The sequence below is a fragment of the Litoreibacter sp. genome (assembly GCF_058136045.1).
In genome coordinates this window covers 94,930-113,008 of record NZ_JBYVDD010000006.1, presented here as the reverse complement: position 1 = coordinate 113,008, position 18,079 = coordinate 94,930, and the positions used below count along the sequence as shown (strand labels likewise).

Sequence of the window (18,079 nt, the reverse complement as noted above, 5' to 3'; positions counted from 1 at the left end):
GTATAAGTTAACTTGGTGGTGAGCTCCGCAGAAAATTGGGTTCTGGAAACTACTACAGATTTCGCGCAGACTGCGGTTATGACAAAAATTAGCACCCCGCCGAAAGTATTCCCGCCCGCTTACCGACCCGCACAGGATCGGTACGAAACGATGCCCTATCGCCGTTGCGGTAAATCGGGCGTTAAGTTGCCCGCGATCAGCCTTGGGCTGTGGCACAATTTCGGCGGTGACACGCCGCATGAATTGAAACGCGAACTGTGCCGCACGGCGTTTGATCATGGCATCACGCATTTCGATTTGGCGAATAATTACGGCCCGCCTCCCGGGTCTGCGGAAACCGCGTTCGGAGAGGTTTTGCGCACGGATTTTGCGGGATATCGCGATGAGCTGATCATCTCAAGCAAAGCGGGCTATGACATGTGGTCAGGGCCGTATGGTGAGATGGGGAGCCGGAAATATCTGGTCGCCTCATGCGATCAATCGTTGAAGCGAATGGGCTTGGAATACGTTGATATTTTCTATTCGCACCGGTTTGATCCAGAGACGCCTTTGGAAGAAACCATGGGGGCGCTGGATTATATCGTGCGCTCGGGGCGCGCGCTTTATGCGGGAATTTCATCGTATAATTCCGAGCGGACCCGTGAAGCCGTGGCGATTTTGAAAGAGATGGGCACGCCGATGTTGATCCATCAGCCATCGTATAACTTGCTAAACCGCTGGGTGGAACATGACGGTTTGCTGGATACGCTGGATGACTTGGGTATGGGGTCCATTGCGTTCACGCCTTTGGCGCAGGGTATTTTGACCAAGAAATATCTGGGCGGTATTCCCGAGGGGAGCCGGGCGACACAGGGCAAATCATTGCTGGAAGGTATGATTAACGAGCGGTCCTTGGCGAGCGTTCAGGCGTTGAATGATCTGGCGGAGACGCGCGGACAGACGTTGGCGCAGATGGCGCTGGCTTGGGTGTTGCGCGGCGGTCGCGTGACGACGGCTTTGATTGGCGCGTCTAAACCCAGCCAGATTGTGGACTGCGTAGGGGCCGTTGCAAATCTGGAATTCACGGCGGATGATCTGGCAAAGATCGACGAGATTAGCGCGGAGGAGGCGATCAACCTTTGGGCGAAATCCTCCGAGACTGAGTGATTTAATGCAGGCGGGGTGGCCAATTGCGGGGGCTAGTCAAGTTGTGGGCCTGCTGGGCGGGTCGTTTGATCCGGCCCATAGCGGGCATGCACATATCACGCGCGAGGCGCTGAAACGCTTTGGGTTGGATCAGGTTTGGTGGCTGGTCAGCCCCGGAAACCCACTGAAATTGCGTGGGCCAGCACCCATGGCGGAGCGGCTGGCGCGGGCGTGCGATGTGATGGATCACCCTCGGGTTATGGTCACGGATTTGGAGGCCAAGCTAGGAACGCGCTATACCGCGCAAACTTTGCGCGGCTTGCAGGCACGATATCGTGATGTGCGGTTTGTCTGGCTTATGGGGGCAGATAATTTGGCGAGTTTCCATCGCTGGCAAGACTGGCAGGGCATTATGGAAAGCGTGCCTGTGGGGGTGCTGGCGCGTCCCGGTGATCGGATATCTGCGCGATGTTCGGTTGCGGCGCAGCGGTATAGTCATGCGCGTTTGCCGGGCGCGGCATCAATGCTTTTGGCGCGCGGTGATGCTCCGCGCTGGTGCTATATTAACCTGCCGTTAAGTGATGCGTCGTCGAGTGCTATTCGGGCGTCTGGGGCATGGGGCGCTTCTTAAGGAACAGAGTGGCGATGCCGGATGCAAAGATGATGGCAAGGCCAATGGCGGAGATTACATCGGGCCAATTGCCAAAGAAAACCAACCCGTAAGCCGTGGCGCCAACCAATTGCACATAAACAAACGGGGCCAGAACCGATGCGCCCGCGCGCGCATAAGCGAACACCAAAAACAGGTTTCCAAACATAGAAGCAACTGCGGACCAAAGCACGAGGCCGGATAGGGTTGGCGTGATATCTGGCAGGTTTGCAAGGCCCAGCGGCGTGAGAACCAACGAGCCGATCATAAGTTGTGTGAGGAGCAGATGCACGGGGCGGCCCAAGGGCGCGACCCAACGCGATGCGGTTAGAAACATTCCATAGCAGCAGCCAGAAAACGCGGCCCACGCAAGGCCGGGGGTCATGCCAAAGCCCGGCTTCACGACGAGAAAAACACCGCCTAACCCGATGGCGAGCAGGAGGAAGCGCAGGGTGCTGCCCTGCTCTTTAAGGAGGGTGACCGAGAGGATGTAGCTGACCATTGGGCCTAGGAAGAAGGCACCAAAAACATTGGCGATAGGTTCAGTCTGGAGGGCGGTTAGGATGGTGGTGATGGTCACGACTTGGATCGCGCTGCGCAACCAGATGCGCCAGTTTTTGAGCAATTTTAGCGCGTCTGGGTGCCATGCGAAGGGGGCAAGGACGACCAGTCCGATAAGGTAGCGGATCCAGGCGACAAAGAAGGGCGCGACGCCTGCCGATGTCATGAGTTTGCCAGCCGTATCGCCAAATGGGATTAGCAACATACCCAGCGACATGATCGCGGTGGCGATGAGAATTGAACGCTCCATCATTGATGCGTAGCAGGGCAGAAGGGCGCTTGCCACCGCCAAGCGCATGGGCGATTACTTTGGCCATGAGTAATGATGTGATGCGATTTGGCCGCCGGACGGTTTTAGGGTTTTTAATGTTTGGGGTGGCGGAGGCCGCGTTGGCAGGATCGCCTGCGACCTCGTTGCGGCCTTTGCGCAAACCCAGGGATGCGCCAAAGCGTGTGGTGCGCGGTGCCGAGAGCTCGGTGGCAAGCGCAAATCTGGGTGGTAAGGTCAGTTTTGTGGTTGCAGATGCGCGCACGGGGCGGGTGCTTGAGGCGCGCAACTCGCTTGCGGGGCAGCCTCCGGCGAGTGTGGCGAAAGCGTTGACCACGTTATTTGCACTGGATCAACTGGGGCCTAGTAAACGCTTTAAGACGCAATTGATTGCGACTGGTCCTGTTCAAAATGGCGTTCTAGCGGGGGATTTGGTGCTAAAGGGCGGCGGTGATCCGGCGTTAAGTACAGATGATTTATATAACATGGCGGCCAAGCTGAAAGCCGCCGGTGTTAGGTCTGTGCGCGGCAAGTTACGGGTTTATGGCGGTATGTCGGTGATTGATCGCATTGATCCTGCGCAGCCTGATCATGTCGGATACAATCCGGCGGTTGCGGGATTGAACCTGAATTTCAACCGGGTTTATCTGGAGTGGAAACGCACAGGGCAGGGGTATTCGACCACGATGGACGCGCGCTCGGATCGGATTAGGCCGGGTGTTGGGTTCGCGAAAACCACCGTTGCGGCGCGTGATTTGCCGATTTTCAAGTATTCGGGCAAAGGCGGGCGCGACAATTGGAGCGTCGCCAGCAGGGCGCTGGGCAAAGGAGGCGGGCGTTGGCTGCCTGTGCGCCGCCCTGAGATATATGCGGGCGATGTGTTGCAAACGGTAGCGCGCTCGCATGGGATCAAACTGCCGTTTCCGGTCAAAGCATCAGGTGCGCCGCGCGGTACGGTTTTGGCCGAGCATCGCAGTCCGGAGCTGCGACTTGTTGCGCGCGATATGCTGAAATTTTCGACTAACCTGACGGCGGAGGTCCTGGGGCTGCAAGCCAGCGGCGCAGGAAGTTTGAAAGCCTCTGCGCGCGCCATGACGCGGTGGCTGTCGGCAAAGCACGGTGTGAGAAAAGCAAAGTTTGCGGATCACTCTGGCCTGAGTGATGCGTCGCGAATTAGTGCGCAGGAGATGGTGAAGGCACTGGTAGGGGCCGGGGTTGACGGGCAGTTGCGCGCGTTGATGAAGCCGATTGCAGTGCGTAATAAAGACAACAAAGTGGTGCAAAACAGCCCGATCAAGGTCGTGGCCAAGACGGGAACTCTGAATTTTGTGAGCGCGCTTGCAGGCTATATTCGCACCCCCGACGGGCGCGATTTGGCTTTTGCGATATTCATGTCTGATGTGCCACGGCGCAAAGCGTTGAAAAAATCCGAGCGGGAATCCCCGCGTGGATCGCGCTCATGGAATGGGCGGGCTAAGAGGCTGCAAGCGCAGTTGATTAACCGCTGGGCCGTGTTGCACGGAAGCTAGGATCAGACGGTTAAGTGGCGTGCACGCGCCCCGCGCTCGATTGCCGCGGCGTGCAGGCGGTCGATTTGCAACTCGTAGCGGATCTCTTCCAACAGGCGCAATTCGGGCTGAGTAAGTGCGCCATCAGAGGCCGCGACGTCACAGGCAAAGGCGTAGGCTGTCTCGAATAAATGCTCTGGCAATGCTGTGCGCACGATGCCGAAAAGGGCATCCAACCCCTCTTCTTCCTCGAACAGATCGGTGGTGAGTTTGGATACTTCCGCGATGCGGTCCACGTCGTATTCGCCGAAAATCGGTAGGTAGTTCACCACCTGCTGGATCGCGACCAACTCTGCGGTGTGCACATTGGAATCAGACATGGAAACGGAGATCATGATCGCGACAAGCGCGTCTTGAGGGGACAATGCGGTGGTTTCGGTACTCATAATATACTCCGGTAAAATAGGTTTGTTGCGGTGCAGAATATTGACCTAAGCCATGGCGCACAATAGGTAGCAGCACTGGTGCGGCATATGGTGTGCTGTATGTGAACCTTGGATATGCTTCGATGACCGATATGCGTGACGCTGGAATGACCTCAAAAGCTTGGCCCTTTGTGGAGGCGCGCGCGTTGTTGAAGCGGTTCGCCAAGGGGGCACCAGAGAAGGGTCATGTGCTGTTTGAGACTGGCTATGGCCCGTCGGGCTTGCCCCATATCGGGACATTTGGCGAGGTGGCGCGCACCACGATGGTGCGGCGCGCGTTTGAGGTGATCTCGGACATTCCGACACGGCTGATTTGTTTCTCGGACGATGTGGACGGGATGCGCAAAGTTCCTAGCAATGTGCCAAACCCTGAGGCGTTGGAAGAGCATTTGCAGCGGCCGTTAACCAAGGTTCCAGATCCGTTTGGTGAATATGAGAGTTTCGGGCATCACAACAATGCGATGCTGCGTCGGTTCTTGGATACGTTCGGGTTTGAGTATGAGTTTGTTTCGGCATCAGAGTTTTATGCGTCTGGCCAGTTTGACGAAGTGCTGTTGCGTGCGTGCGAGCGTTATGACGATGTGATGGCGGTGATGTTGAAATCCCTGCGCGAGGAGCGGCGTGGGACGTATTCTATCTTCCTGCCGATCCACCCTGAAACGGGTCGCGTGATGTATGTGCCAATGAAAAATGTGGACGCGGAAAAAGGTGAAATCACCTTTGACGACGAGGACGGGCGCGAGTGGACGCTGCCAGTCACGGGTGGCAATGTGAAGTTGCAGTGGAAGCCAGATTTCGGCGCGCGTTGGGCCGCGCTGGACGTTGATTTTGAGATGTATGGCAAAGACCATTCGACCAACACGCCGATCTATGATCGTATCTGCGAAATTTTAGGTGGCAAGAAGCCTGCGCATTTTACCTACGAGTTGTTCCTTGATTCCGAGGGCCATAAAATATCGAAAACCAGCGGTAATGGCATATCCATTGACGAGTGGCTGACCTATGCATCGTCAGAATCGTTGTTTTACTTCATGTACTTGAAGCCAAAAACGGCAAAGCGGATGCATTTTGATGTGATCCCTAAGGCGGTAGATGAATATCACCAGCAATTGCGTGCCTATCCGGGGCAAGACGCGGCTGCGCGCGCGAATAATCCGGTATTTCACATTCACGGAGAGAACGTTCCGACCTCGAATATGGTGGTGCCGTTCTCGATGTTATTGAATTTGGCCTCGGTCGCGAATGCTGAGAAAAAAGAGCAGCTTTGGGGCTTTATCCAGCGTTATGCGCCGGAGGCGTCGGCGCAAACGCATAGCGATCTGGACCAAGCGGCAGGCTTTGCGGTGCGCTACTATAATGATTTTGTGAAGCCTAAAAAGGTGTTCCGTTTGGCCAGTGATTTGGAGCGCGAAGCGCTGTTGGATCTGCGTGCGCAATTGGCGATATGGGATGGCGGATTGGATGCGGAAGCGTTGCAATCAGTGGTGTTTGCATGTGGTCGCGAGCGGTTTGATCCACTGCGCGACTGGTTCAAAGCGCTGTACGAAGTGCTGTTGGGCGCGTCGCAGGGGCCACGTTTTGGCGGGTTCATTGCTCTATATGGCGTCGAGGAAACCATCGCGTTGATTGATGACGCATTGGCGGGAAAACTGGTCAACTGAGACCTGCGAACGGTGCTATTTAAGCGCGCGTTAACCTATACAAGCTAGACCACCGCCCGTCAGGACGGCGTGTCCGGCTTTTTCCATTTCGAGTGAATTTAATTACCCCCTTTGGGGTGCGCTTGAGCTGTGTCTTGCGCCGCTTGTTCGTCTGTCACGCCCGCTCCAACCAAGTTGAAAAGGGCTATCCATGAACAAGGCGATTACCGACGGGCTGGTGTTGACCCCGCCCCCATTTGCAAACGGTCTGGACGTGTGGTCGCGTGGCGACGGCACGCCGGGAACGGCAACTTATGATGGCTATGCCACCGCGGCTTATGTGCCCGCGGACCAAGATTTTGGCGGCTGTCTTGAGATTTTGAAAACCGAGAATACGCAAACTTTGCGCTACATGGGCGAGACGCCTTTGTTGCCGGGGTGTTACTTGCAAATCAAAATTCGCATCAAGGCCTTGTCTGGCAACCTGCCGACTGTGCGGGTTGCGGCATTTGCAGGCGGCGCGGGTGGTGTGGCCGTTGGTGGCGTGCAAACCACGGGGCCAGCAGTCGCGATGACCAGCTATGGCGACATCACGGAGGTCACCGCAATTGTCGGCGGTGGCGAGCGTGGCGGCGTGGATATGACGTGGGGTAGTGCCGCGCTTTATGGGCATTTCGGCATTGACTTGACCGGCCCGAACGGCGGGGTGGTGCGCATTGATGATGTGCAGATTGAGGACGTCACCGGCGCGTTTTTGCGCACGATGATGGACTGGGTAGATGTGAAAGATTTCGGTGCTATTGGCGATGGGACCACTGACAATACCGCTGCATTCGAGGCTGCTGACGCGGCGGCGAACGGGCGTGAAGTGCTGGTCTCGGACGGTGTTTTCCACCTTGCTGACAACGTGACATTCGAGAGCCGCGTGCGGTTCCAAGGCACGGTTACGATGCCAACGACGAAGTATCTGGCATTGTCGCAGAACTTTGACTTTGACGCTTATGCGTCGGCTTTTGGCGATGAGGAGTTGGCATTTCGCAAGGCGTTTCAAGCGCTTATGAAGCAATCGAGCCATGACAGCCTAGACCTCTGCGGGCGCTCTATTGGATTAAACGGGCCGGTTGATATGCACGCGGCGGTGCCTGATATCTCGACGTTCACGTCGCGACGCGTGATCCGCAACGGGCAGTTGGATGCGATCAGTAATGCGGCTTGGGACGCAGGCACGGCAACGTCGAGCGGTACCTATGCGACCTCCAGCCCGTTCCGCCTGAGCAATGTGACCAATGTGGCAAACATCGAAGTTGGCAGCTTGGTGACGGGCAACGGCGTGGGGCGCGAGGTTTATGTGACGTCGAAGAATGTGGGCGCGCAAACCTTGACGTTGAGCCAGCAATTATATGATGCGGTGGGCACGCAAACCTATAGCTTCAAGCGCTTCCGCTACATGCTGGATTTCAGCGGGTTCGACAAGGTAACGCAGTTCAACATTGCTGATCTGGATATCAAAGCCGATAGCGTGGCGAGTTGTATCATGTTGCCACCAGCGGGGTTGATTTGGCATCTGCGCGACTGCTATTTCAACAAGCCGAAGGACCGCGCGGTGACCTCGATCGGGCTGGCGTGCCAAGGCATGATGATTGATCGTTGCCAGTTTATCTCGAGCGAGCAGGCGCTGAATGCCACGCAGCGCACGTCGATTGGCTTCAACGTGAACGCCAACGACACCAAAATTCGCGACAACCGGTGCATCAAGATGGGCGCATTTGCCGTCATCCATGGTTCTGGCCATATGATCCTTGGGAACCACTGGTTCCATGGTGACAACCAAACCGGAGCGCCGCGTATGGCCGGGCTGATCCTGACCAAGCCGTCGTCGAAAATCGTGATTAATGGCAATTATTGCGACAATAACTTCATCGAGTGGAACAACGAGCATGATGCTTTGCCGAACTTCTCGAGCGAGTTGAGCTTTGGCGCGCTGTCTATTGTGGGCAATATCTTCACGGCCATTGGCGCGGCGTCGTATTTCCGCTTTATCGTGATCAAGCCCTATGGAACGGGGCATTTTGTCAACGGGTTGAACGTGTCGGGTAACACTTTCAAGGTGACCAACGGCAACATTGATCGCGTAGACAAGGTGGATGATTCAGTGGCGTCTTTGGACACCTCGCGGTTCCGCAATATCAATTGGTCGGGCAACAGCTACCATGCGATTAACCAGTGGACCCAAAGCCCGGTGATGCTGTCCTTTGATGAGGCCAGCCCGGTCGCGACTTGGTCTTGCGACTTCTCGGATTGGCTGCCGTTTGGCGGGCGTGCGCGCAATGTAACCGACGTGACACCCGTGGGCGCGTTGCGCAATTCTAACAATGTGAAGCAGTATGTGACCCATTACACCGACCCCAATGAAGGACCGACAGGTGGCTCTGTCGATATTATTTGGCCCAGTGCTGTGAAGGGTAAAATCAACGTAACGGCACGGGTCGATAACCCGTATTGATACGCTTTGGCTCCGCTCAGGTTTGGGCGGGGCCTTTTGGCTTTCCGGCGCGGTATAGCAGCAGGTCTGCCTTGCCTTTAACGAGCCAGCTGATGGCGAAAGCCCAGATGCCGATACTCTCGAGCCAGAAGACCACATTATAGCGGATCACGATCTGTTTGAGGTTATCTGGGCCCTGCACTTTAAACCAAGAGCAGGCGAAGACCATGACCACCGTGACCACAATAGTCAGGCCGCAAATTCTGTAGATGCGTTTGCGGAAGGGTTTGGCAGTCTTGGGAAATTTATAGAGACAGAAAACCGCCAGAGTGATCAGAAATGTCAGCGCAGAGACGTAGTGCATCACTGCTGTGGGAAAAATCCCGAACAGAGCTTGCGCGAAGGAGGTGACGTCCTGCCCGCCGGGAACCTCATTTGGGAAGAACGCAACGCCAAAGGCTGATAGTCCGGCGATTGTCGCAACCCTGTCATCCGATACCCATTCGTTACGGGTTTTTGGATAGCCGCGATAGGACACCAAAAACACCCCGATGGCACATAGCGTACCGACGAAAACATCGCGAAATGTGGTGTGGTAGAAGTCGGAAATTGACGGCTCGACCCCACCTAATTGCATGATGCCACCGATGATCAGCAAAATCGGAAGCAACAGCCCCAAAAACCCGAGCGCGTTGCGCACACGAGAATAAGACAGGACCATTTCGTCACGGTGGTTGCTGGGCATGGGTAATACGTTCTTTAATAATGCGCCAAAATGTGGACGCTTTGGGTAAATTGGCACGGCTAGCGGCTGGGCAGCTTGACGTGGATCAATGCGTCAGGGTCGTGTTCGGTGGATACTTTGGGCAACTTAAGGAGAAACTCTCATGTATTCAAACATTCTTGTTCCCGTCGTCTTTGATCCCGATCATACCCCCGATATGGCGCTTGACGTGGCGAAGGCTATTTCTGCGGATGGGGCGCAGGTGACTATCCTTCATGTCATTGAAGAATTGCCGAGTTATGCCACCAGCTATGTGGGGGCCGATTTTGCTGAGAAGAGCCGCGAAGGCGTCAAAAAGCGGCTGACGGAAATCGCTGCTATGGTGCCCGGCGGTAAGGCCGTCGTGGTTACCGGGCATTCGTCGCGCACAATTTTGGAGTGGGCTGACACCCATGGTAGCGATTGCATAATCGTGTCGTCGCACAAGCCCGGTGTTCAGGATTACTTCCTTGGCGGAACTGCCGCGCGCGTCGTGCGTTACGCTCAATGCGCGGTGCATGTCGTTCGATAAGACAAACGTCAATGTGATAGAATTTGCGCCGCTGCCAATCCCTTTTGGCGGCGGCGTTTGACTTTTAGGGCCCGTATTTTGCACATAAACTGTGCGTGGTTTTACGCAGGGTTGTAGGTTAGCGTCCCTAAGGGCGGCCAGCCCTGACAATGAGTGCGAGCACACCTATGACAGACCCGTTCGATTTGACCTCCCGCGAAGGGCTGCCAGACGCGCTGCGCGTGTTGGTCGAGGAAATCCCGCGAGAGACATGGGAAGCACATCCGAATTTCGGCGGTATGGTGCAGTTTTGGCTGCAACGGCACATGATGTTTCGTCGCTTGTTGGATGTGCTGGAAGTTGACCTGCAAAAACTGGCGGACCAAAAAATTGGCTTCGAGACCTATGGCGGGCGTCTGTCGCATTACGGTGGTACGTTGCTTAATGAGCTACACGGGCACCACCAAATCGAGGACAATCATTATTTTCCGCAACTGGTGACGCTGGACAAGCGACTGGAGCACGGGTTCGAGTTGCTGGACCACGACCACCACGCGATGGACGGGATCATCAACGGCGTGGCGGATGGGGCGAATGCTTTGCTGCGCTCCGAGGGGCGTGATGTGGGGGCCTTTGAGGGCGTGCTCGGGAGCATGAAAGTGATGCTAAACCGTCACCTGCTTGACGAGGAAGAGATCATCGTGCCGGTGATTTTAAAAACCGGATTTGACGGGTAGCCCGCCATCACGACACACTAAATAAGGCCCGCTTTGGCGATGCTTCCACCTGTTGTTCGGGGGCGGCGGGAGGCAGGGCCACGCCTGGCACAGTCTCGCATGAAACGCCTGCGGCAGCGAGGGCCTCTTGCTCCTCTAGATCGTCGACGCCCCCTTGTGAGCAACCTCGAACAAGCCGGACGATACGCTTGCCACTGAGTGCCATGGAAACCAAAAGACCGACAGTTTTCTGGGGTGGCCAATGAAGACATTCTGCGGGGCTTTTGATGTAGATCCGCTCGGCGTCGCGGCGCGCCAGCTCAAGTATTTGCGGGTCAACATGCTCATCATAGAAAATGACATCGGCGTTTTGCAGCCGCTGAACCCCGCGTAATGTGATGAGGTCTTTGTCCCCCGGGCCAGCCCCGACAAAAGCTACTGAGCCACCGTGCTCAACCCCGAATGTGGCCGTGTCGATGGCCGTTTTAATCATGCGAGCGGCCTCGCGCTCTGCGCCCGTAGCATGGGCCTGCCGCGCGGGGCCGTCAAAAACCCAACGCCATAAATCGCGCCTTGCACGCGGGTCAAGGCGCGCCGCAGCACGGCCGCGTAGCCGCCCGACAAGCGCCGCAAGATCGCCTAGCCGCGGCTCCAGAAGCTCCTCCATCCTGGTCTTGATCTGGCGCGCCAACACCGGTGCGCAGCCTTCCGTCCCGATGGCGATAACCACTGGAGATCGGTCAACGATGGAGGGCGTCAGGGCGTCGCACAAATCGGGTTGGTCGACGACATTCACCGTTGCTCCAACGGATTTGGCCAACATGTGCAAGCGGGTGTCTGTCGCGGTGCAGCCTGTTGCGATAAAGACCAAAGCGGCATCACGAAAAGCCTCAGCGGTGATTGGTACGCGTTGCCAGTCAATGCGGCCTTGCTTCGATAAATCCGCAAGCTCAGGGTCGATAGTTGCGGCAAGAACTGTGATAGCCGCGTCTGTTTTTAGGATGAGCCGGCATTTTTGTGCGGCCTGTTCACCGCCGCCCGCGATAACCACGCGGCGGCCTTGCATTTGCAAAAACATTGGAAAAGTTTTCATGCCGGGTCCTTTTGGTCGGTGTGGCGCTGTTGCCAAAGTTCGGTCGCGCGGTGGTGGGCTTGAGCTTGGGTCGAGGTCGCGCCCAAAGTCCAAAGCGCCAGCGCGGCGGTGCCGGTGATTGTTGCAAGGGCGAAAGGGTCTCTGGCCTCTCCCGACCAAAGCTTTGCAAGATCAACGGGATGCTTCGGGTCATGCAACCTACGGGAATCATTTATAATTGACGGGGCCACCTCATCCAGATCGACATCATTGCGCAGACCGAAAACGGCGATGTCCTTGGCGGGGTTGCGTTCAAACTCGCCGCCGCCGCCCTTGATAACAGTCAGGTTTTGGTCACCCAGCAACGAGGCGGCGCGCGATTGCAGGCCCCGATAAGACGGGTGGAAAACGCCTTGTACCGATGCGCGTGCCTGCGTCGGGTTCCACATGCGCAACACCGTGTTGATGCAGGATCGCAACCCAAAGGTATCGCGCAAATCAAGCAGGGCGAAGACCTCGGGGCAGAGGGTCTCGAGCGGGTAATACCTTAGCCCGCCGCCCTCAAGCTGTAGCGCGCGGAGGGTATGGCGCAGGTCGGCGGCGTGGCCCTGATGCGAATTCCATCCGTGCATGGCGACGCGGTAGCCGGCTTGCGCCACCAACTTAGCCGCCAGCGCAAACATCGGCGCACCGCGGGTTCGCCCCGCCGCATAGCAGGGCCAATCGAGGTCGGCGGTTGGGATATGGCGCGGCGTGGCGCCACGCAAAGCTTGAGTGAAGCCCGCGATTTCCGCGTCAACTTCGCCGCGCATCCGTAACACCATCAACAGCGCGCCAATGGCTGCCGGAGCGCCCCGCCCTGAGAGCATGATCTCCATAGCCTCCGCCGCCTCGCCCTGCGTTAAAGCTCTGGCGCGCCCTTTGCCTTGGGCCACCGTGCGGACGTAGGGTGCCAGCGTCATTCGGCTGCAACCGGGAATGGGGTTTGTGAAAGCAGGGCTTGCAACTCCGGTTTGCAAGACCCGCAATTCGTGCCAGCGCAGGTGATAGTGCCAAGGGCATTGACGCTGTTTGCCCCGGCTAGAATTGCGTCTCGCACAGTGTTCACGCCGACATTCAGGCAGGCGCAGATTGTCGGGCCGGGGTCCGGTTGATCCATGCCGCTACGTCCGGCTAATGCGTTGAACGGGGAGGTCTGCGTGCCAATCAGGGAGACGGCATGGGTGCGCGCCAAAGTTACCGGTGTTGGGCTGGCAAAGAACAGGCCAATGAGTTGGCCACCGGTGTGGAATGCAATGCGGGTTTGCTGGCTGTTCGAGCAAGACATGACCGCCGCATCCGCATCAGAACACCGGAGCAATTTGCGCGCCAGATCTTCCCAATCTTCGGGTATTTCCTGCCCTGCAAATTCACCTTGCCAGCCAGATAGGGTCCGCGCGATAGCGGCGTAATCCCCGCGCGGGTGCAACTCGGTCGCGGAAGCTGCGAAAGCATACCATTTGGCCGCGTGTTTGCGCATGGAAACTGAGGCCCCCTTGAAGGCGGGCTGCCCGGATATCGGGTCGGTAACCGGGGCGACAACCGCGTTAATGGTCCCCGTCATGCTTCGTTTTCGGGTCCAGTGTATTGGTGCGAAAAGTTGCGCAGGAGCCACTCTCGTTGTCACCAAGGCCCGCAAAACAACTTCGCCTTGCGGGCTGGAAATATGCACTAAATCACCTGTGGAAAGCCTTAAGGAGGCTGCATCATTGGGGTTGATTTCGACATAAGGCTCGGCCAGATGCGCCCCCAAACGGGGCGATTTTCCGGTACGTGTCATCGTGTGCCACTGATCACGGTTGCGCCCGCTATTGAGTGTGTACCGGTGCGCGGCCCGCGCCGTAGGTGCCACGGTGGGCACCATTTTTGCCTTGCCCCCTGCGTGAAAAAACCCCCCATTCGCAAAGAAGCGGTGATCGTTCTTTGGCCATTGCGTCGGGAGCATTTCGGCATAGTCGATGTCGGAAAAAACACTCAGGTCAAGGTCGCGGGCGAAACCCGTTGTCGCAGAGGAAAGGGCTACATACTCGGCAAAAATTTCTGCCGGAGAGGAGTAGTCAAATGCCTGCCCCCAGCCCATGCGAGAGGCCACGTCGCTGATAATTTTCCAGTCGGGTTTTGCGTCCCCCGGGGCTGGAAGGAATGCGCGTTGGCGCGAGATGCGGCGCTCTGAATTGGTAACGCTTCCGTCTTTTTCACCCCAGCCTGTTGCGGGCAGAAAAACATCTGCCAGATCACCCGTATCTGTCTGTGCCATGATATCCGAGACCGCGACAAACGGGACATTTGCAATCGCGGCTGCGACGCCATCGGCATCGGGCATGCTGACGGCGGGATTGGTTGACATGATCCATAATGCCTTGATTTTACCCTCGGCACAGGCCTGAAATAACTCAACCGCCTTCAGGCCGGGTTGGGTGCAAATTGCTGGGCTATCCCAGAAGCTTTGGACTGCCATGCGGTGCTCGGGGTTCTCGATATCTAGGTGGTTGGCCAGCATATGGGCCAAGCCACCAACCTCGCGACCACCCATCGCATTGGGTTGACCTGTCAGAGAAAACGGGCCGCATCCGGGCGTGCCAATGCGCCCTGTTGCAAGGTGGCAATTGAGGATCGCATTCACCTTGTCAGTGCCACATGCGGACTGATTGACCCCTTGGGAGTAGACCGTCACAACCTTCTTACTCTCAGCCCATAACTGATAAAATTCGGCAAGTTCCTGAGAGCTAAGGCCGCTGTCCATTGGGTCGCACTGACGGGCTTTTTCAATGGCACTGTCACAGCCCTCAACATGGGCGTTTATGTAGTCTCGGTCTAAAGCGCCAGCGTCCGCTAAATGCGCCAACAGCCCGTTGAAAACGGCAACATCCCCGTCTGGTGCAACCGAGAGGTGAACATCTGCAAGCGCTGTCGTTGCCGTGCGGCGGGGGTCAATGTTGACGACGCGAAGATCAGGCCGGGCGGCTTTTGCCGCCGTAATACGCTGGTGCAACACCGGATGGCACCACGCCAGATTGGAGCCAACAAGAACGATCAGATCAGCCTGCTCCAGATCGGTATAGGTGCCCGGAACGGTATCGCTGCCAAAGGCGCGCTTGTGCCCCGCAACGGAGGACGACATGCAAAGTCGCGAGTTGGTGTCAATGTTTGCGGAGCCAATGAAACCTTTCATAAGCTTGTTGGCGACGTAGTAATCTTCGGTCAGCAATTGGCCTGATACATAGAATGCAACGCTATCCGGCCCATGGTTGCGGATAGCGTCAGAAAACTTGCTGGCAACCAGATCTAATGCCTCGTTCCACCCCGCGCTCCGCTGGCCGATCTGCGGGCTGAGAAGACGACCCTCGAGATCGAGGGTCTCGCCGAGGGCCGACCCTTTGGAACACAGGCGCCCAAAGTTAGCCGGATGATCCGGGTCGCCTTTGATTGTCCCGTCAGCTTCCGCCAATACGCCACAGCCAACCCCGCAATACGGGCAGGTCGTTTTGGTTGATGTCATGCCACCGCCCTGTGACGCAAAAACTCTGTGTCCAGATAGACGCGCCCGTCAGTGACCTTTGCCGGGTAGGTGGCAACTTGGCCTTCATCAGTGCCTTGCGCCTTCCCCGTTTCCAAAGAAATCACCCAATTGTGTAGCGGGCAAGTAACCGATGCTCCATGCACAATGCCGTCCGCCAAAGGGCCGTTCTTATGCGGGCAGGCATTATCGAGCGCATAAACTTCATCCTTTGCGGTGCGGAAAATCGCCACGCAACCATGGGCCGTTTTCACCAGCCTAGCGCCGCGCTGCGGGATAGCATCCAGGGCGGCAATATCAATCCAGTCGCTCATTCTGCGGCCTCCAGTGTTAGATTGCTTAGGGGGCGGTACGCCTCGGATTCCTTGACATGTTCCGCCCAAGGATCATTGCGGTAGATAGACTGGGATAGGTCAAATCGCTCGACCAGCGCCTTGCGGCTTTCAAGGTCATCGACGACTTCCCCCTTGATCCAGTCCAGCCCGACTTTGCCCATCCATTTGTAGATGCGATCAAGGTACTTGGCATTCTCGCGGTAGGATTGCGTGACCGCCTTAACCACGTCCATGACCTCCTCTTCGGAGGCAACTTGGCACAGCAATTCGGTCTCGCGGACATCCATCCCCGCCGCGCCGCCAATGCTGATTTGATAGCCACTGTCGACGCAAACAATGCCGATATCCTTGCACGTAGCCTCGGCGCAATTGCGTGGACACCCCGACACGGCCAGCTTGAGTTTATGCGGCGTCCACGACCCCCAAAGGGTCTTTTCCAACTTGATCCCAAGCCCGGTGCTGTCTTGTGTTCCAAAACGGCAGTGATCCGTGCCAACGCAGGTTTTCACCGTGCGCAACCCCTTGGAATAGGCGTGCCCCGAGACCATGCCAGCCTTGTTCAAGTCCTCCCAAATGGCAGGTAAATCCTCGCTCTTGACCCCCAGCAGATCAATGCGTTGCCCGCCAGTAACCTTAACGGTCGGCACATCGAATTTTTCGGCCGCATCGGCAATGGCACGCAGCTCGCTCGGGGTGGTGATCCCGCCCCACATGCGCGGCACAACGCTAAACGTGCCGTCCTTTTGGATGTTGGCATGTTTGCGCTCGTTGATGAACCGGCTTTGCGGGTCGTCCTTGTAGTCCAGCGGCCAATCGGCCAGCAGGTAGAAATTCAGGGCCGGGCGGCAGATATGGCAGCCGCAAGAGGTCTTCCAGCCACATTCCTGCCAAACGGCGGGCATGGATTTCAGGCCCTGACTTTTGATCATCCGGCGCACATCCTCATGGGTCATGTCGGTGCAGCCACAAACCGATTGTGCGGCGGGGATCACGAAGTCGTCGCCCAAGGTGACAGCCAAAACCTGTTCTACCAACCCCGTGCAAGTCCCACATGACGCGGACGCCTTGGTCACCGTACGGATGGCGCCCAGATCAGTCGCGCCATCATTGATTGCATCTACGATTTGACCTTTGCAAATGCCGTTGCAGCCACAAATTTCCGCATCACGCGGTAAGGCTGCAACGGCTGAGAGCGGGTCCGCGGCGGCCCCTCCCTGATAGGCGGGACCAAAGATTAGCGTGTCGCGCATGTCCTCGATGTCGGTCTGGTCGCGGATCAGGCCGAAGAACCAGTTCCCGTCAGCTGTGTCGCCGTACATCACCGCGCCAACGAGCGTGTTATTTTCAAGCACCAAGCGGCGGTAAACGCTGCGGGCGGGATCGCGAAATACGATGTCCTCGCGGCCTTCCCCTTCCGCAAAATCCCCGGCAGAAAACAAGTCACAGCCAGTCACTTTCAACTTGGTCGAAAGCTCGCGTGGAACGAAGGCATCAGGCTGGCCCAACAATCCCTGCGCCACGACTTTTGCTTGGTCGTAAAGCGGCGCTACAAGGCCGAACAACTGCGCGTCAAACTCGATGCATTCACCAACGGCGAAGACATCAGGGTCCGTGGTTTGCATTTGTGCGTTAACCTCAACGCCGCGTGCGACCTCCAGACCTGCGTCCGTGGCAAGGCGTGTTTCGGGCCGGATACCCACGGCCATAACCACCAAATTTGCCTCAAGACCAGTGTTGTCCTCAAGCAAAACGCCCTCCACCTTAGTCTCGCCCAGAATGGCGGCAGTAGACGCGCGGCAGATGACTTTGACACCTTTGTCTTCAAGGTCGCGCCGCAGAAGAAACCCTGCACTTTCATCAAGTTGACGCTCCATCAGGTGGCCCATCAGATGCAGGACCGTGACGTCCATGCCGCGCTCGGCCAAGCCGGCCGCAGCCTCCAGCCCAAGCAAGCCACCGCCAATGACAACGGCCTTGCCACCTTTCTCGGCGGCTTCGATCATAGCATTGGTGTCATCAAGATCGCGGTAGGTGATGACGCCGGGTAGGTCCTTGCCTTGCACCGGAATTATGAACGGGGCGGAGCCGGTAGCGATCAAAAGTTTGTCATAAGAAACCGGCCCGTTTTGGCCGATAACCCGCTTGGTGGCCCGATCAATGCGCACCACATGCTCGCCAAAACGACAGGTGATATTGCGCTCGGCGTACCAATCATCGTCATGGGTAACGATGTCCTCATAGGCCTTGTCGCCGGACAAAACGGGGCTGAGCATAATGCGGTTGTAATTGCCCCGCGGCTCCGAATTGAACAGGGTGATATCATAGGCGGCGGGGTCTATGTCAGTGAGGTGCTCCAGCACCCTGCCTGAGGCCATGCCAGCCCCGATTACGACGAGTTTTTGTGTCAT

The 18,079-nt window shown here is 57.1% G+C and carries 15 protein-coding genes; 7 read left to right on the top strand and 8 right to left on the bottom strand.

The window, feature by feature from the left end; translation table 11 throughout:
* Positions 1-78 precede the first annotated feature (78 nt).
* On the top strand, positions 79-1,146 hold the full coding sequence (mgrA, locus tag AC3Y7R_RS08965) for an L-glyceraldehyde 3-phosphate reductase (RefSeq protein ID WP_490041695.1): 1,068 nt from the start codon (positions 79-81) through the stop codon (positions 1,144-1,146).
* A gap of 4 nt (positions 1,147-1,150) precedes the next feature.
* Positions 1,151-1,756, top strand: coding sequence for a nicotinate-nucleotide adenylyltransferase (locus AC3Y7R_RS08960; RefSeq protein WP_490041694.1), 606 nt, complete (start codon positions 1,151-1,153; stop codon positions 1,754-1,756).
* Here the strand turns inward: AC3Y7R_RS08960 and AC3Y7R_RS08955 are convergent.
* On the bottom strand, positions 1,722-2,585 hold the full coding sequence (locus tag AC3Y7R_RS08955; RefSeq protein WP_490041693.1) for a DMT family transporter: 864 nt from the start codon (positions 2,583-2,585) through the stop codon (positions 1,722-1,724). The genes AC3Y7R_RS08960 and AC3Y7R_RS08955 overlap by 35 nt on opposite strands.
* A 65-nt stretch (positions 2,586-2,650) precedes the next feature.
* Here AC3Y7R_RS08955 and dacB point away from each other — a divergent pair, with 65 nt between their 5' ends.
* Entirely contained in the window at positions 2,651-4,132 is a 1,482-nt protein-coding gene (gene dacB, locus AC3Y7R_RS08950) for a D-alanyl-D-alanine carboxypeptidase/D-alanyl-D-alanine endopeptidase (RefSeq protein ID WP_490041692.1), read from the top strand.
* A gap of 2 nt (positions 4,133-4,134) precedes the next feature.
* Here the strand turns inward: dacB and AC3Y7R_RS08945 are convergent, their stop codons facing one another.
* Positions 4,135-4,557, bottom strand: coding sequence for a tellurite resistance TerB family protein (locus AC3Y7R_RS08945; protein ID WP_490041691.1), 423 nt, complete (start codon positions 4,555-4,557; stop codon positions 4,135-4,137).
* Between the two features lie 122 nt (positions 4,558-4,679).
* Between AC3Y7R_RS08945 and AC3Y7R_RS08940 the strand changes: the two genes are divergently transcribed.
* Together AC3Y7R_RS08940 and AC3Y7R_RS08935 are read left to right on the top strand one after the other, a co-directional pair.
* Positions 4,680-6,257 (top strand): lysine--tRNA ligase, encoded by a 1,578-nt coding sequence (locus AC3Y7R_RS08940; RefSeq protein WP_490041690.1) that lies wholly within the window; start codon positions 4,680-4,682, stop codon positions 6,255-6,257.
* Between the two features lie 190 nt (positions 6,258-6,447).
* Positions 6,448-8,739: a glycosyl hydrolase family 28-related protein gene (locus AC3Y7R_RS08935; protein WP_490041689.1), complete on the top strand. Its 2,292-nt coding sequence runs from the start codon at positions 6,448-6,450 to the stop codon at positions 8,737-8,739.
* Positions 8,740-8,755: 16 nt separating this feature from the next.
* On the opposite strand, the gene AC3Y7R_RS08930 is transcribed toward AC3Y7R_RS08935, so the two are convergent.
* Positions 8,756-9,463 (bottom strand): hypothetical protein, encoded by a 708-nt coding sequence (locus AC3Y7R_RS08930; protein ID WP_490041688.1) that lies wholly within the window; start codon positions 9,461-9,463, stop codon positions 8,756-8,758.
* Positions 9,464-9,605: 142 nt separating this feature from the next.
* Here AC3Y7R_RS08930 and AC3Y7R_RS08925 point away from each other — a divergent pair, with 142 nt between their 5' ends.
* Positions 9,606-10,013 carry a universal stress protein gene (locus AC3Y7R_RS08925; protein ID WP_490041687.1) on the top strand — a complete coding sequence of 136 codons (408 nt, stop codon included), beginning with the start codon at positions 9,606-9,608 and terminating at the stop codon, positions 10,011-10,013.
* A gap of 167 nt (positions 10,014-10,180) precedes the next feature.
* The gene (locus AC3Y7R_RS08920) at positions 10,181-10,729 is read left to right on the top strand and encodes a hemerythrin domain-containing protein (protein ID WP_490041686.1); all 549 of its coding nucleotides are present in this window, start codon (positions 10,181-10,183) and stop codon (positions 10,727-10,729) included.
* Positions 10,730-10,736: 7 nt separating this feature from the next.
* On the opposite strand, the gene AC3Y7R_RS08915 is transcribed toward AC3Y7R_RS08920, so the two are convergent.
* Genes AC3Y7R_RS08915 through nirB form a run of 5 tightly spaced genes read right to left on the bottom strand, consistent with a single transcriptional unit; the run spans position 10,737 to position 18,079 of the window.
* Positions 10,737-11,801 carry a siroheme synthase family protein gene (locus AC3Y7R_RS08915; protein WP_490041685.1) on the bottom strand — a complete coding sequence of 355 codons (1,065 nt, stop codon included), beginning with the start codon at positions 11,799-11,801 and terminating at the stop codon, positions 10,737-10,739.
* The gene (locus AC3Y7R_RS08910) at positions 11,798-12,742 is read right to left on the bottom strand and encodes a glycosyl transferase family protein (RefSeq protein WP_490041684.1); all 945 of its coding nucleotides are present in this window, start codon (positions 12,740-12,742) and stop codon (positions 11,798-11,800) included. Before AC3Y7R_RS08910 ends, AC3Y7R_RS08915 begins: the two co-directional genes overlap by 4 nt.
* Positions 12,739-15,318: a molybdopterin-dependent oxidoreductase gene (locus AC3Y7R_RS08905; protein ID WP_490041683.1), complete on the bottom strand. Its 2,580-nt coding sequence runs from the start codon at positions 15,316-15,318 to the stop codon at positions 12,739-12,741. Before AC3Y7R_RS08905 ends, AC3Y7R_RS08910 begins: the two co-directional genes overlap by 4 nt.
* The gene (gene nirD / locus AC3Y7R_RS08900; RefSeq protein WP_490041682.1) at positions 15,315-15,650 is read right to left on the bottom strand and encodes a nitrite reductase small subunit NirD; all 336 of its coding nucleotides are present in this window, start codon (positions 15,648-15,650) and stop codon (positions 15,315-15,317) included. The genes AC3Y7R_RS08905 and nirD overlap by 4 nt, the downstream gene beginning before the upstream one ends.
* The gene (gene nirB, locus AC3Y7R_RS08895) at positions 15,647-18,079 is read right to left on the bottom strand and encodes a nitrite reductase large subunit NirB (RefSeq protein WP_490041681.1); all 2,433 of its coding nucleotides are present in this window, start codon (positions 18,077-18,079) and stop codon (positions 15,647-15,649) included. Before nirB ends, nirD begins: the two co-directional genes overlap by 4 nt.

Bases quoted from the DNA above. Each gene is read 5' to 3' on its own strand.
- dacB (WP_490041692.1), top strand. From the start codon at position 2,651: ATGAGTAATGATGTGATGCGATTTGGCCGCCGGACGGTTTTAGGGTTT.
- AC3Y7R_RS08925 (WP_490041687.1), top strand. From the start codon at position 9,606: ATGTATTCAAACATTCTTGTTCCCGTCGTCTTTGATCCCGATCATACC.
- AC3Y7R_RS08935 (WP_490041689.1), top strand. From the start codon at position 6,448: ATGAACAAGGCGATTACCGACGGGCTGGTGTTGACCCCGCCCCCATTT.
- AC3Y7R_RS08905 (WP_490041683.1), bottom strand. From the start codon at position 15,318: ATGACATCAACCAAAACGACCTGCCCGTATTGCGGGGTTGGCTGTGGC.
- mgrA (WP_490041695.1), top strand. From the start codon at position 79: ATGACAAAAATTAGCACCCCGCCGAAAGTATTCCCGCCCGCTTACCGA.
- AC3Y7R_RS08940 (WP_490041690.1), top strand. From the start codon at position 4,680: ATGACCGATATGCGTGACGCTGGAATGACCTCAAAAGCTTGGCCCTTT.
- AC3Y7R_RS08920 (WP_490041686.1), top strand. From the start codon at position 10,181: ATGACAGACCCGTTCGATTTGACCTCCCGCGAAGGGCTGCCAGACGCG.
- nirD (WP_490041682.1), bottom strand. From the start codon at position 15,650: ATGAGCGACTGGATTGATATTGCCGCCCTGGATGCTATCCCGCAGCGC.
- AC3Y7R_RS08960 (WP_490041694.1), top strand. From the start codon at position 1,151: ATGCAGGCGGGGTGGCCAATTGCGGGGGCTAGTCAAGTTGTGGGCCTG.
- AC3Y7R_RS08910 (WP_490041684.1), bottom strand. From the start codon at position 12,742: ATGACGCTGGCACCCTACGTCCGCACGGTGGCCCAAGGCAAAGGGCGC.
- AC3Y7R_RS08945 (WP_490041691.1), bottom strand. From the start codon at position 4,557: ATGAGTACCGAAACCACCGCATTGTCCCCTCAAGACGCGCTTGTCGCG.
- nirB (WP_490041681.1), bottom strand. From the start codon at position 18,079: ATGACACAAAAACTCGTCGTAATCGGGGCTGGCATGGCCTCAGGCAGG.
- AC3Y7R_RS08915 (WP_490041685.1), bottom strand. From the start codon at position 11,801: ATGAAAACTTTTCCAATGTTTTTGCAAATGCAAGGCCGCCGCGTGGTT.
- AC3Y7R_RS08930 (WP_490041688.1), bottom strand. From the start codon at position 9,463: ATGCCCAGCAACCACCGTGACGAAATGGTCCTGTCTTATTCTCGTGTG.
- AC3Y7R_RS08955 (WP_490041693.1), bottom strand. From the start codon at position 2,585: ATGGAGCGTTCAATTCTCATCGCCACCGCGATCATGTCGCTGGGTATG.